This is a genomic window from Chitinophaga terrae (ex Kim and Jung 2007) (assembly GCF_900107795.1).
In the GTDB taxonomy this organism is placed as follows: Bacteria; Bacteroidota; Bacteroidia; order Chitinophagales; family Chitinophagaceae; genus Chitinophaga; species Chitinophaga terrae.
Map to the genome: position 1 here is coordinate 1 of NZ_FNRL01000042.1, position 14459 is coordinate 14459.

12 protein-coding genes and 1 tRNA gene are annotated in these 14459 nt (G+C 44.1%); 9 read left to right on the plus strand and 4 right to left on the minus strand.

Annotation, left to right across the window (positions count from 1 at the left end):
* On the plus strand, positions 1-306 hold a 306-nt coding region (locus tag BLV62_RS26540), incomplete at its 5' end, for a transposase (RefSeq protein ID WP_139170409.1).
* 315 nt (positions 307-621) lie between these two features.
* Here the strand turns inward: BLV62_RS26540 and BLV62_RS26545 are convergent.
* On the minus strand, positions 622-1266 hold the full coding sequence (locus BLV62_RS26545; protein ID WP_089765937.1) for a hypothetical protein: 645 nt from the start codon (positions 1264-1266) through the stop codon (positions 622-624).
* Between the two features lie 278 nt (positions 1267-1544).
* On the opposite strand from BLV62_RS26545, the gene BLV62_RS26550 reads away from it, so the two are divergent.
* Both BLV62_RS26550 and BLV62_RS26555 read left to right on the plus strand, forming a co-directional pair.
* A complete protein-coding gene (locus BLV62_RS26550; protein ID WP_307725934.1) occupies positions 1545-1988 on the plus strand; it encodes a helix-turn-helix transcriptional regulator in 444 nt (147 codons plus the stop codon).
* Positions 1989-2446: 458 nt separating this feature from the next.
* Positions 2447-3082 (plus strand): hypothetical protein, encoded by a 636-nt coding sequence (locus tag BLV62_RS26555; RefSeq protein WP_089765941.1) that lies wholly within the window; start codon positions 2447-2449, stop codon positions 3080-3082.
* Between the two features lie 143 nt (positions 3083-3225).
* Here BLV62_RS26555 and BLV62_RS26560 read toward each other — a convergent pair whose 3' ends face one another.
* A complete protein-coding gene (locus BLV62_RS26560) occupies positions 3226-4476 on the minus strand; it encodes a site-specific integrase (RefSeq protein ID WP_089765943.1) in 1251 nt (416 codons plus the stop codon).
* 260 nt (positions 4477-4736) lie between these two features.
* Positions 4737-4812 (minus strand) — tRNA-Lys (locus BLV62_RS26565).
* 178 nt (positions 4813-4990) lie between these two features.
* On the opposite strand from BLV62_RS26565, the gene BLV62_RS26570 reads away from it, so the two are divergent.
* The 4 genes from BLV62_RS26570 (at position 4991) to BLV62_RS26585 (ending at position 10506) form a co-directional block, all read left to right on the plus strand.
* Complete coding sequence (locus BLV62_RS26570) at positions 4991-5803, plus strand: SDR family oxidoreductase (protein ID WP_089765944.1); 813 nt, start codon at positions 4991-4993, stop codon at positions 5801-5803.
* A 197-nt stretch (positions 5804-6000) separates the two neighbouring features.
* Complete coding sequence (locus BLV62_RS26575) at positions 6001-6828, plus strand: SAM hydrolase/SAM-dependent halogenase family protein (protein ID WP_089765946.1); 828 nt, start codon at positions 6001-6003, stop codon at positions 6826-6828.
* Entirely contained in the window at positions 6825-7115 is a 291-nt protein-coding gene (locus BLV62_RS26580) for a putative quinol monooxygenase (RefSeq protein ID WP_089765948.1), read from the plus strand. Before BLV62_RS26575 ends, BLV62_RS26580 begins: the two co-directional genes overlap by 4 nt.
* A 172-nt stretch (positions 7116-7287) precedes the next feature.
* Complete coding sequence (locus tag BLV62_RS26585; RefSeq protein WP_089765949.1) at positions 7288-10506, plus strand: glycosyltransferase family 117 protein; 3219 nt, start codon at positions 7288-7290, stop codon at positions 10504-10506.
* 289 nt (positions 10507-10795) lie between these two features.
* Here BLV62_RS26585 and BLV62_RS26590 read toward each other — a convergent pair whose 3' ends face one another.
* On the minus strand, positions 10796-11638 hold the full coding sequence (locus BLV62_RS26590) for a sugar phosphate isomerase/epimerase family protein (protein ID WP_089765952.1): 843 nt from the start codon (positions 11636-11638) through the stop codon (positions 10796-10798).
* A gap of 138 nt (positions 11639-11776) precedes the next feature.
* Between BLV62_RS26590 and BLV62_RS26595 the strand changes: the two genes are divergently transcribed.
* Both BLV62_RS26595 and BLV62_RS26600 read left to right on the plus strand, forming a co-directional pair.
* A complete protein-coding gene (locus BLV62_RS26595; protein WP_089765955.1) occupies positions 11777-12871 on the plus strand; it encodes a vWA domain-containing protein in 1095 nt (364 codons plus the stop codon).
* Positions 12872-12887: 16 nt separating this feature from the next.
* Complete coding sequence (locus BLV62_RS26600) at positions 12888-14384, plus strand: sigma 54-interacting transcriptional regulator (RefSeq protein ID WP_089765957.1); 1497 nt, start codon at positions 12888-12890, stop codon at positions 14382-14384.
* The last annotated feature ends 75 nt before the right edge of the window (positions 14385-14459 follow it).

Here is a 14459-nt window from a genome sequence, read left to right on the forward strand (position 1 = left end):
CATAAATCCTACCAACTATCCCTGCGACTGGGTGAAATTTACAGAAATTGTAAATGTAAAGAGGATGCATTCAAAAAATTAGCCCTATGGTATAACGACGTAGAAGAAGCAGGAATATTATCTTTTAAAACTGTTGCCAGGACTATGAGAACTCATTATCTAGGTATTCTCAACTTCTTCAATAACCGGGCAACTAACGCCGCTGCTGAATCTTTCAATGCCAAGATAAAGTCCTTCAGAAATGCACTCAGAGGAGTACGGGACGTTGAATTTTTTCTCTACAGGTTAACCAAACTATATGCTTAATTTTTACCTAATCCCCCAATTATTCAACTTGATCCATTCGTTTTTTATGATTTATCTTTTTATCATAAAAACAGAAAAGCCGCATAAATCCTACGATTTAAGCGGCTTTAATTTCCTTTGATAATCTTGTAGTGATCCCGCTGGGATCATCTTTATCTTCGCAATGCCTTGTAAAATCTGTGTTTGATAGTGGTGAGCATTTTTGCTAACCATGACGCTAACCTGATTACGTATAACCGATATAGTCAGGAGTAGTGATAGGCAAAGATAAGTAACATTTGATAAACAATACAAAATTGGCCATCACCTATAATCCTATATTGTTTGCTTTATATCAAGCAAAACCTTTGAATGCTCATTAATAGAACCAAGCAAAAAAATCATTTTCTCGAACGTAGATTTCAAGTTTAATAAATTAATAGTCATCGCTTCAAGAGAAAACACTATATCATCATTATTTCTTTGAGGTCTATTAAAAGGATACCTAAACGAGTACGAGCCTTTATCTACATCGTTAAATTCTGTTATTAGCTTCTCTAAAACAGTCATCTGCGCAGGATGAGTATCTGAATGTTCGTATGTTTTATCTAAATACGGTTTCAGCCTCTCCCATAACTTAAAAAGGTCGTGATCTGGAGGGAATCCAATTTCATCGCTATAAGTGTCCCCTGAAATAAGTTTATGATTACGAAGAGTATCCTTTATTACAATTTCCAAATAATGACGAAAACTAAAGAGAATAGGATATATAAGGCTATCGATCTTCATCCAATCCTCATTGTGATTCTCAATAATTTCATTTAGCAAAATGATTGACGCGCTTTGATAACCTTCTCCTATAAATAACAAGGCATTATCATTATTAAGTCCTTTTGTACGATTTATTGATGCATAAGTTTTTTGCACTCCTGAATCAGGTACAAAGAATCTATCATTCTCCGTCGGAAATTCATATATCATAAAAATATATTTTAATAAAAATTTATCATATATTAATTAGACGGTAAATATACTATTTTTCCCTATTGAGAAAACCGATAGGTCAGAAGACCAGTCTAGCGTATCACTTATTAGTAGCTTTAATCATTCCCCATTGAATGGGGGTATATAGAGGATTTCTTCTGCATGCTCCATAGTTTTGATTTTACAACTACCAAATAATACACAATAACCACCTCATATTCAATATATTAAACATCTACTTTCAGAAAGAAAAACGCATATTATATAGGTATTTTATGCCAGATATTCCATATTTTAGCATTTCTGAAAACCTTATATTTGTAACTATGATAAACACTGATATGCCCAATAAAGTACACGAAGGAAGGAATATTAAACGTTTCCGGGAAATGCTCGGCCTGAAGCAGGAGGGTTTAGCATTTGAATTAGGCAGCGATTGGAATCAAAAGAAAATTTCTCTTTTGGAAGGGAAGGAAACAGTTGAACTGGAAATATTGGAACAGGTAGCGAAAGTACTGAAGGTAACTCCTGAAGCTATTAAGAACTTTAGTGAGGAAGTGGCCAATAATTTCGTCAATACATTTCATGATCAAAGTGGTTTTAATTTTCAATGTATTTTTAACCCTTTGGATAAGGTTATTGAATTGTATGAGCGCTTGCTGGCCAGTGAAAAAGAAAAAAATGATCTGCTACAAAGTAAGCAGCAGACAAAGAAATAGCGTATAGATTAGCTTATTATAAATCTACAGCCACTGCGAACGCAGTGGCTGTTTTCTTTTCACCAGCGCCCGCCCCTCCCCTTAAATCTTTGCGGGCTGGCAGCTTTGCTGCCCTGCCCTATCTCCCCGTACAGGTGGCAACGCCGACTGTACTAGCTCCGCTTTTATCTCCGCACCATCCCCTTTGCGACCAACGGGAGCGAAGGGGCGAGCGGTTTTTGCGCAGCAAAAACACCGCTCGCTAACGGAGCGAAGCCCGTTTCGAGTCCGCGAAAGGGATGCCGAAGGCAGCCCTTTCAATCTTCACGGGTGGGGCCAGCATAGCTGCCCCACCCATTCTCAACGTATAGGTGGCGACGCCACCTATACCATCTCCACGACATCTTCAAACACGCGTGTTAATTGCTAAAACATTGATCTAAGATATTTTTTTAATATCTTAGATCAAAGCAAAATTTATGAATGATAAAGTAAAGAAAGCAAAATTCGAAGCATACATTGGTTATTATCAATCTTTTATGAGCTATTTTGGAAGCTATATAAGAGCAGTTGGCGTATTAATCAACCATGTTGAAGAAAAAGAATCATCAGTTGATACTATAGCATATCCGATAATGTTTTTAGTAAGACAATGTCTTGAACTGGGATTAAAAGCTAATATTAGGTATTTCAAAAAATACTCCAAAGTTAATAATCACGTAAAGGCGAATACTCACCATCTTAAACCATTACAAGATGCATTTAAAGTCCATATTCTAAAAACAATAGAAAATCTTAAAAATGAGAATGGTGTGATAGTTGACAAAGGCGAGATAGACGAGTTTAACAATTATTTTGCGAAACTTGATCAACTTACAACCATTTTTGATAAACTGGATAAGGACTCCGACGCCTTTCGCTACCCCGTCGACAAAAAGGAGGAAGATTCATTCGAACATAGCGAAACCGTTAATATATTAGAAGTATATGAACTACTAAAAGAAGTTGAAACTTTGCTGGCATACACGGCTGCTGTATTTCAAAAATATACGGACTATGCTGATACCATAGAGCAATACTATAGAGAAGAAATGGAAAAAATGTATCAACCGTAAAAGCCCACGCAATAATAATCTGCTACTAATTGTGGAAAGTAAAAGCGCCTTATGAACAAATGTTTTCTACTGAAGCACGGTAGTAGTCCACCGTTGCAAAAACATTTGTTCATAAGGCGCAAGCCCGCGGCAGCGATACCAGGTTAAACGCTCCGCTTCTGTAATGCCACCCCTTCGCCAAACAGGCGTTTACGTAAAAGCCGCATGTTATTGCTTACTTTCTGTTGGGTAATTTTCGCATAAATCTGCGTGGTGCGGATACTCTTATGTCCCAATAACTGGCTTACAGTTTCTATCGGCACATCGTTTTCCAGTGTTACGGTGGTAGCAAAGGTATGGCGGGCCGTATGGGTCGTTAAATACTTCTTAATGTCGCATATACCTGCTATCTCTTTCAGGTAGGCATTATACCGCTGGTTACTATTTACAGGCAATAAACGGCCATATAATTGGCAATACGGACTATTCTTATAACGCTCTATTATCTCCAGCGCGATAGGTAGAAGCGGCACACGTTCCGGGGTCAGGGTTTTCGCTCTTTCCTTTACTATCCATTTTTCACCATCAATACCCGTAATAATGTTGTCTGTCGTAAGATACAGTACATCAGTGTAAGCATAGCCGGTAAAACAGCAGAACAGGTAAATATCACGCACTTCGGCCAATCGCGGAATAAGTTCCTTGTTATACAAGGTCATAATTTCATCCATTGTAAGCCGCTCCCGTTGCGGGTCTACATAGCTACACTTAAAGCCGCCAAGAGGGTTAGCAGATAACCAACCCTGATCTACCGCAAGTTTGAGCATTTGCTTTAAAATCTTTACATATTTCATAGCTGTGTTACTACCCAGTTTTTCAGTAGTAGTGAGATAATGCTCAAAATCCGGGGCAAATGAAAATTTGATTTCCCCCAAAGGCATATCTGACACATGAAAATAGTTTTTAAGAAAAGTCACTATCTTGTCTTTCGTGATCTCAAAGCGTTTGAGCGTTCTTGCCGATTTGGTTTTTGCCTTCACCTTCTCCCCGAATCGCTTGTTATGGAAGTCTATAGCTTCACATAATGTCCTTTTATGTTCCACAATACCCAGAAAGGAATTTTTCAAAGCCTGCGCTGTTGCCGGTTTTCCGCTTGTCACCAATAGGCTGTAATGCTTCTGTAGTTCGGATTTTAGGGTGATTAACCGGCGGTTGATGGCTTTAACTTCTTCGGAGTTACCTTTCACACATTGCCCCTCAGCGTTCCATAATTCAGGGCTTACATACTGATAGGTGGAGAGTTCGGCGCGTTTGTTTCCTACAGTCAGACGGAGATAGATAGCGGGTTTGTTGTTTTTGCAGCGGCTCCTGTTAAGCCATAGTAAGATAGAAAAACTTAAATGACCTTTCATCATAAAAAACCTGTTTTAAGTTAACCAATTTTGTTTCAACTTCACTCATCCTGACTTCACTTAACATTAGTCAAACACAATACAGATAAGCACTTCAGGCCAGTGTAGGTTAGCACAATTTATTCATTATTCTGCTAACCGCAACGCTCACTTTTCTATCCTTATTTAACCTTACAAAACTTTACAACAAAAAACAGAAAAGCCTTGTAGAATCAGATTCTACAAGGCTTTAATTACTTAAGAGTATCTATTTTTACTCTTGGTGGTGATCCCGCTGGGACTCGAACCCAGGGCCCATACATTAAAAGTGTATTGCTCTACCAACTGAGCTACGGAATCCCTTGCTGTTAAGCGGTTGCAAAAATAGGAATATTTATTTTCCTACCAAATTTTTATTAAAAAAATTCTCAAACTCCCTCCAACACTGCATTACAGCCCTATAATCTCATAAATGCTTCCAATAAAAATGATGTTACTATCATCTTCTCACCTATTTTTGTGGGATTAAATTTTACCCATGAAAACATATTTCCAGGATAAGGTAGTTGTTATTACCGGAGGATCTTCAGGGATAGGAAAAGCGTTGGTAGCAGATAGTTTAGCTAATGGTGCACTCGTTGCCGTATGCGGTCGTAAACAAACCGCGCTCGATGAACTGCACCGGGAATTCAAAAGCAATAACCTCTTTACCTTCGTTGCAGACGTAAGCGTGGAAGCCGATTGCAAAGCTTTTATTGATGCATCCCTGCAACGCTTTGGCAAGATCGATATCTTAGTGAACAATGCCGGTATCTCCATGCGCGCCCTGTTCAGGGACCTCGATCTGAAAGTCCTCAAATCGCTGATGGATATTAACTTCTGGGGAACGGTATATTGTACTAAATATGCCTACCCTTCTATTCTGGCAAACAAAGGAACCATCGTTGGCGTATCTTCCATTGCCGGATACAGGGGCCTCCCCGCCCGTACCGGCTACAGTGCATCCAAGTTTGCCATGCAGGGTTTCCTGGAAGCGTTGAGAACAGAAAACCTGCATACCGGCGTCAATGTAATGTGGGTATGCCCCGGGTTCACGGCTTCCAATATACGTAACACCGCCCTTAACCCTAACGGGGAAGCACAGTCGGAAACGCCGCTGGACGAAGGTAAGCTCATGACGGCAGAAGCAGTAGCAACAGCTATCAACAAAGCGATCGCTAAACGCAAACGTACTTTAGTGCTGACCAGCCAGGGTAAATTAACAGTACTGTTAAGCAAACTGGTTCCGGGATTGCTGGACGGAATCGTTTATAACCATTTCAAAAAAGAACCGGGATCTCCGTTGAACTAATTCACCATTGCAATACTTAGCCGTTTACGTTAGCGTAAAAAAGTGTAAATGAAAATGTGCTGCAAGCTAATTTTTGACGTTATTTGCAATTGGATGAATCAATTAAGTCTCCCGTGGCATCTTTTTTGGTTAGGTAGCGCCCAATAACTTGCTATGCAAAGTGAAACGGTTTGAACTGAGTATTTAGATTTTCTGGCATGTCCATCATCACACTAACATCAGACATAGGAATGCAGGATTACCTGGTAGGTGCCATCAAAGGGCAGCTCTGGCAGATCTGCCCGGAATGTCATGTTACGGACATTACTCATCATATCAGCCCATTCAATCTTCCTCAGGCTACCTATATCTGTAAAAGTGCTTTTTCGTACTTCCCGCTGGGAACTTTTCACTTCGTACTGATCAATCTTTTTGATAGAAGGCCTGACCATGTACTGGTTGCTGAACACAACGGCCAGTACATCGGGTGCGCCGATAACGGTTTACTCACCATGATCGCCGGCGGCATGCCGGAAAGGGTGATCAAACTTCCCCTCCCTCCAGACGCTCCGAAAAATACTTTTACCATTATCCAGATACTGGCAGCTGCCGCAAGAGAACTGAGTAAAGGAAGGGCGCTGGGAGAATTGGGACCGTTAACCCAGCAGATACAGGTGAAACATAATCTCCAGCCACTGGTGGGCGACGATTTCATAGAAGGACAGATCATTCATATCGATAGTTTCGAGAATGTAGTAGTGAACATCACCAAGCAACAGTTTATACAGCAATGTAAAAACAGGCATTTCCGCATTCTGTTCCGTCGAAATGAAGTGATCAGCCAGATCAGTGAAACCTATGCAGATGTCCCGGAAGGCGCCAAACTGGCCCTCTTTAACGCCGCCGGCTACCTGGAAATAGCGATCAATAAAGGCAATGCTGCCGGCCTGTTCGGGTTGCAGGGCTTTAAAAGGGAACAGCTTACCCAGCCTACCGGCTTCCAGCAACTATCATACTACCAAACTGTCAGAATTATTTTTCAATGATCAACCGTATCGTTAAAATGGAATTCCAACCCGATAAGGTCACGGAATTCCGGGAACTGTTCGCACAACAACAAACCCTTATCAGGAATTTTCCCGGATGCCTGCACCTGGAGCTCTGGGAACACGAAAGCTCAGATACCTGGTTCACCTTCAGCCAGTGGACTTCCGAAGAAGCACTCGAAAACTACAGGCAGTCAGACCTGTTCCGCCAGACCTGGGCGGCTACCAAGGTGCTTTTTAACGCCAAACCCGCCGCCTGGGCGGTAAATAAACGGGTAAGCCTTTAAAATCCATAGCTTTTTAATATTTTTTTAATGCGTCCTAAATACAAAACAGGTGGGCGATACGCGGAATTTAATCAAACACCGCGAAAAAGATATATATAAAAAGTTAAAACTCTTCGTCAGATTAGCATAATTTGCTGTTTTTTATATTTTTGTCGGACCTTAAAACAACCTTATGAATTTTAAAAGGACCAACAACCTGGTCGGCTGGGTCATTTGTATCATTGCCTGTTTTGTTTACATCAAAACAATGGAAGCAACAGGCAGTTTGTGGGACTGCGGCGAGTTTATTTCAAGTGCATACAAAGTTCAGATTCCCCATCCCCCGGGCGCACCATTATTCGTGCTGCTGGGAAGATTGTTTACCATGTTCCTCTCCCCTTCACAGGCGGCATTGGGGGTAAACGTTATGACAGCGCTGGCAAGTGGATTCACTATCCTGTTCCTTTTCTGGACAATCACCCACTTTGCCCGTCGTATTATGGTAAAACCTGGTGAAGAAATTTCCAGAGAGAAATTGACTGTCATCATGGGCGCTGGTATTGTTGGCGCATTAGCCTATACTTTCTCCGATTCTTTCTGGTTCTCTGCTGTAGAAGGTGAAGTATACGGCATGTCGTCTTTCTTCACTGCCATTGTATTCTGGGCCATCCTGAAATGGGAGCATGAAGCGGACGAGCCCTATGCCGACCGCTGGATCGTATTGATCGGCTACCTGCTCGGGTTATCCATCGGCGTACACCTGCTCAACCTCCTGACCATTCCTGCTATGGTAATGGTATACTACTTCAGGAAATACAAAGCTACCGGCTGGGGAACCTTCTGGGCTTTCGTAATTGGCTGCGGTATCACCGGTATCATCCAGAAATACCTCATCCAGGATACTGTTAAAGCATCCGGCTACATGGATGTATTCTTCGTGAACTCCCTGGGCCTGGGCTTCTTTTCAGGTTTCATCTTCTATTTCGCACTGATAGTAGCCCTGCTGGTGATCGGTTACAGGAAACCTAAATTCGGCCTCTATGCACCGTTCATCGTCATTGCTACCATCATTGTTGTTCCTGCATTCAACGACGCCAGCGGCACCGTTACTTTCTTCAAGATCGTACTGGCTGCTTTCTTCGTAGCTATACCTTACCTGCTGAAAACAGTGGGGGTTAAACTGGAAGCCGGTAAAACCGCGCATTTCAGCCGCCTTACTATTTCTTTCGTTCTCTTCATGCTCCTGGGTTACTCCACTTATATTACTACAATGGTTCGCTCTACCGCCAACCCATCTGTAGATATGTACAATGTAGACAACCCAATTTCCCTGGTAGGTTACCTGGGTCGTGAGCAGTATGGCGACTTCCCGCTGGTATATGGCCAGGTGTTCACCGCTACGCCTACTACCTGGAAAGAAGGCGCTAACATCTACGCCCGCGGCGCCAAGAAATATGAAATATCAGGTAAAAAGATGGAGCCTGTGTACGATCCGTCTGATATGATGCTCTTCCCACGCGTTTGGGATGCCAGCAACGATCAGGGACACGCAGAGTTCTACCGCACCTGGTTAGGCCTGCAACAGGGCGAAAAGCCATCATTTGTAGATAACATCAAGTTCTTCGTCAGCTACCAGGTGAACTTCATGTATTTCCGCTACTTCCTCTGGAACTTTGCCGGGAAACAGAACGATACCCAGGGCTACGGAAACGTGAGAGATGGTAACTGGATCTCCGGTATTCCATTCATCGATAACTTTATTTATGGCGATCAGAGCATGATGCCTGACAGCCTGAAAGACAATAAAGCCCATAATACGCTCTTCTTCCTACCATTTATCTTAGGACTGATGGGCTTCTTCTTCCAATACAACAAGCACAGGAAAGATACCCTCATCGTATCGCTGCTGTTCTTCTTTACAGGTCTTGCCATCGTGGTTTACCTGAACCAGGCCGGCAACCAGCCAAGGGAACGTGACTACGCCTACGTAGGTTCTTTCTATGCTTTCGCTATCTGGATCGGTTTAGGCGTACTTTCAGTATATAACTTCCTGCAGAAAAAGATCAAAGGCAGCTTCACTCCTGCCCTGGCAACCGCCATCTGCCTGCTGGCAGTTCCGGTGCTGATGGGCTTCCAGGAATGGGATGACCACGACCGTTCTACCAAGTATGTAGCCAGGGACGTGGCAAAAGACTACCTGGAATCCTGCCAGAAGAACGCCATCCTGTTCACAGTGGGCGATAACGATACCTACCCGCTCTGGTACGCCCAGGAAGTGGAAGGCATCCGCCCGGATGTTCGCGTAATTAACCTGAGCCTCCTCGGTGTTGACTGGTATATCGATCAAATGCGTAAAGCAGTGAACGAAAGCCCGGCCATCGAAATGTCGTGGAGCCCGGATAAATATAAAGGTGAAAACAGGAATTACATCCGTTACTTCGATCCGGGAAATATCCCTGCCGACAGGTACTTTAACCTGAAAGAGATCATGGACTTCATGGGAAGCGATGATCCTAACAACCAGGCCTCTGTTGGCAACGGTACCGAAAACTTCCTGCCTACCCGCCAGTTGTACATCCCGGTAAACAAGGAAGATGTACTGAAAAACGGCGTGGTTAGTCCTAAAGACAGTGCAAGGATCTTATCTTCCGTACAATTCAAGATCACTAAGAATATCCTGTTCAAAAATGACCTGGCGCTGCTGGACATTATTGCAACAAACAACTGGAAAAGACCTATCTACTTTACCAGTCCTTCTGATCTTGGCCTGAACGATTACCTCCAAACCGACGGTCTGGCTTATCACCTGGTGCCATTGCCTAAAGCAACAGCTCCAGATCCACTGGGCATGGATATCAATGCCAATGTTCCGGTAATGTACGATAACCTGATGCATAAATTCGAGTTTGGCGGCGCCCAGACTCCGGGTACCTACTTCGATGAGCCTAACCGCAAAATGATCATGTACCTCCGTCAGGCATATACCAAATTGTCTATCGCCATGACCCAGGAAGGCAAGTCTAAAGACAGCGCACTGAAAGTTCTGAACTATATGGACAAAAACGTTCTTGAACAGAACTTCCCTTACGCCATGACCAGTCCCGGTAACATGCACAACTATACTTCTCTCCAAACCATCTACGCATATTATATGGCCGGAGATACGAAGAAAGCAGACGAAATTGCCGCTAAAGTGATCAAAGACTGTGAACAGCAGCTTCGTTACTACAGCTCATTGCCTGCTAACAGGATGACTTCAGACCTGCAACGCGATGGCCAGAATGCACAACAGTTCATTGCCTGGTTGCATCAAATGAAACAGGATTTCGGGTCCGGAGCGAAAAAGAATAATAATGAAGGATTAATTCATGTGGAAGACAGCGGGCAACATCCTGCTGATTCCGGAAAATAAAATTGAATGCAATTGTCGAAAGGCCTGGAACTTGTTCCGGGCCTTTTGCTTTTTGGGATGTTGCGGGAAGAGAGAATAATAAGAAGAAAGACTGGGGAAAGATGGATGAAGGGAAGATGATTAAAGAGAAATAAGAACCGGAGATAGATGAAAGGAAGGGAATTGGAAGGATGCCGGAAGAAAAGTGATTGCAGAAGAGGATGGAAGGATGATTACAGGAGAACAATCAAGAAGATAAAAAAGGATGCCCGTCAGGACATCCTCTTCTGCAAAAAAATATTTCCCGGTCTTACAGGTTGCTGACCATTGTTCTCCAATATGCTGCACTGGCTTTAACTTCAGGAACGCTGTTATCCCAGTTATACTCGTATTCAGCAGAGAAAAGACCTTTGAACTTCTGTGCTTTCAAGGTTTCCAGTACTTTAGAGATCTGGCAAACACCGTTACCCCAAACCACATCGTGAGAGTCAGGAGTTTTGTTGTTCAGATCTTTAAAGTGAAGGCTCATTACGCGGCCATCGAGCTTTTTGATACACTCAACCGGGTCTAAGCCGGAACGAACCCAGTGGCCGATGTCGGCGCATGCACCCATTAATTTGCTCCGGTTCTTCACGGCAGCCAGTACGACGTCAGGGTTCCAGTATTTGCTTGGTTTCGGGTGATCGTGGATCGCCAGTTTGATCTGGTATTGATCGCAAAGCGAAGAGATCAGGTCCAGGTACTCTTCCTGTGGTTCGGAAGTGATCACCTGTATACCCATCCTGTTGGCAAAATCGAACAGGGTACGCCATTCTGCTTCAGAACCCGGAACTACTACGCCAAATGCTACCAGCACTTTGTGTTTCTTCTTAAATAATGCTTTTACTTTTTCCTGTTGAGAAGGCGGCATGGTATAGTCGAATTTCCCTTCGATGCCTCCGCCAATTGTCTGTCCCGGGAATGCTTCCACATACATGATCCCGCAACTATCCATTTTGTCCAGGGCTTCAGCTAATGTAAAATGGTTGAAAGTCCAGGCCTGCGCACCAAGCTTCCAGCCCAATGCATCTGCTCTGCTCTGTGCGAGGGTAGTCTTCGCAAACAATGCCATCACCAAGCCAGCCAGTAAGAATGCATTTCTCAATTTTTTCATATAGTTATTTTTTGAATGATTGAAAGTACTAGGTTTCAGAATAAAATGCAAGTTTTCAAGCCCTTTTTCTCGTTTTGATGGATAAGCGGTATAATTGTATCTCCTTTAAATGTCCTAAATTTAAGGAGAAGAAGTGCTATGAGAGGAATCCAATTTTCCAGGTTTAACCCGGACGACAACAGCAAATCTCCTTTCCAGCGCCTACTGGACCTGTTTACTCAACTACTCACCTACACAAGTGGCGATGTTGCAGAAGCACTGCAGTGGCTTACGGAGCTGGACAAGGAATACAACCTCACCAATCAGGAATACGGGATCGGCGATTTTATCCAGGAATTAAAGGAAAAAGGCTATATCCGCGAAAATGAGGAAAGCGGTGACATTGAGATCACCGGCAAAACAGAACAGACCATCCGTAAAAACGCTTTAGAGGAAATCTTTGGCAAACTGAAGAAAGCTACCTCCGGTAGCCATAATACCCGCAAATCCGGAATGGGAGACGAACTGAATGCCGAAACCCGGCCATTCGAATTCGGCGATGGCGTAGACCAGCTGGATATTACCGCCTCCATCAGGAATGCGCAGATCAATCATGGTATCGACAGCTTCTCCATCAGCCAGGAAGACCTCGAAGTCAAAGAAACTGATTTCAAAACGCAGACATCAACGGCGCTTATGATCGACATCTCCCACTCCATGATCTTATATGGAGAAGACAGGATCACGCCGGCCAAAAAGGTGGCAATGGCATTAGCCGAACTTATTACCACCCGGTACCCGAAAGATACCCTCGATATCATCGTTTTCGGAAATGATGCCTGGCAGATCGAAATCAAAGATCTCCCCTACCTGCAGGTAGGACCTTTTCACACCAACACAGTGGCAGGGCTGGAACTGGCCATGGATCTACTGCGCCGCAGACGCAATCCCAACAAGCAGATCTTTATGATCACCGACGGAAAACCGACCTGCCTGAAGATCGGCTCCCAGTATTATAAGAACAGCTTCGGACTCGACAGGAAGATCCTGAACCGTACCCTCAACCTGGCCGCCCAGTGTAAAAAACTTAAAATCCCGATCACCACTTTCATGGTGGCGACCGACCCCTGGCTGCAACAATTTGTACAGGAATTTACAGAAACAAACAACGGTAAAGCATTCTTTTCCGGCACAGAAAAACTGGGTCAATTCCTCTTCCGCGACTTTGAAAGCGGGAAAAGGAAATTCTTTTAATCAGTAAACAACAGTGATGAATACGAACATAAAAACTTTAGGCGAGCTTAAGAAAAGTGGTTATAAACCAGTTTCAGTAAAGGAAGAAGTCAGAAGGAACCTGATCAAAAAACTACAATCAAAAGAAAATCCCTTTCCCGGCATCATCGGGTACGAAGACACCGTTATTCCCGACACCGAAAGGGCGCTGCTCTCCCGCCACAACATCCTTTTCCTGGGCCTCAGGGGCCAGGCTAAAACCAGGATGGCCAGGCAGATGACAGAGCTGCTCGACGAATATATTCCCGTGGTGGAAGGCTCCGAAGTGAACGACGATCCTTTCCATCCGCTCAGCCGTTACGCCCGCGATCTGATCGCGGAAAAAGGCGATGACACGCCCATCACCTGGCTGCCAAGAACCGCCAGGTACGGAGAAAAACTGGCGACGCCCGACGTTTCAGTGGCCGATCTGATCGGCGACATCGACCCGATCAAGGCAGCCAACCTGAAACTCAGTTTTGCTGACGAAAAAGTGATCCATTTCGGTATCATCCCCCGGTCTAACCGCGGCATCTTCGTGATCAACGAATTGCCCGACCTCCAGGCCAGGATACAGGTTTCCCTGTTCAACATCCTCCAGGAAGGCGACATACAGATCCGTGGCTTTAAAGTAAGGATGCCGCTGGATATACTTTTTGTATTCACCGCTAACCCTGAAGATTATACGAACAGGGGGTCTATCGTTACGCCGCTGAAAGACAGGATAGAAAGCCAGATCATCACCCACTACCCTAAAACCATCGAGCATTCCCTCCTCATCACCGAACAGGAAGCGGATATCCATGAAGAACAGGTAGGTAAAGTGCAGGTGGCCGACATGGTAAAACGGCTCATAGAACAGGTTTCATTTGAAGCCAGGAACAGCGAGTATGTCGACAAGAAAAGCGGGGTGTCAGCCAGGCTGACCATCGCCGCGTTCGAAAACGCCGTGAGCGCCGGTGAAAGACGGGCCATCATCAATAAAGAAAAAGAAACACAGGTCCGCATTGCAGACCTGCAGGCCATCATTCCAGCTATTACCGGCAAAATAGAACTGGTATATGAAGGAGAACAGGAAGGACCATTACAGGTAGCGCATAACCTGTTAGACAAAGCTATCCGCACTCTTTTCACTACCTATTTCCCTAACCCGGAAACCTTCAAAAAGAAAAGACAAAGCGCTCCTTCTGAAAACCCGTACAGGACCGTTATTCAATGGTTCGACCAGGGCAACAGCCTGCAAATGCTGCAGGATATCAGCGACAAACAATATGAAACTTCACTCAATAAAGTGACAGGGCTGAAAGAGCTGGTTAAATCCCGTTTTCCCAAAGCTAACAACAAGGAGTCGTTGCTCCTGATGGAATTCGTCCTGCACGGGCTCGCCGCCCACTCGCTTATCAGCAAAAAAGTAGTGGAGAACGAAACCCGCTTCAGCGACCTCCTCGGCACCATGATGAACTTCAGCCTGAGCAACGAAGAAGACGAGGAGTAGTTTCACGCAGAGACGCAAAAGAGGCAAAGAGGCATAAGAAGTTTTGACCGGAGCGAATTTTAAGAAAGCAAAGGA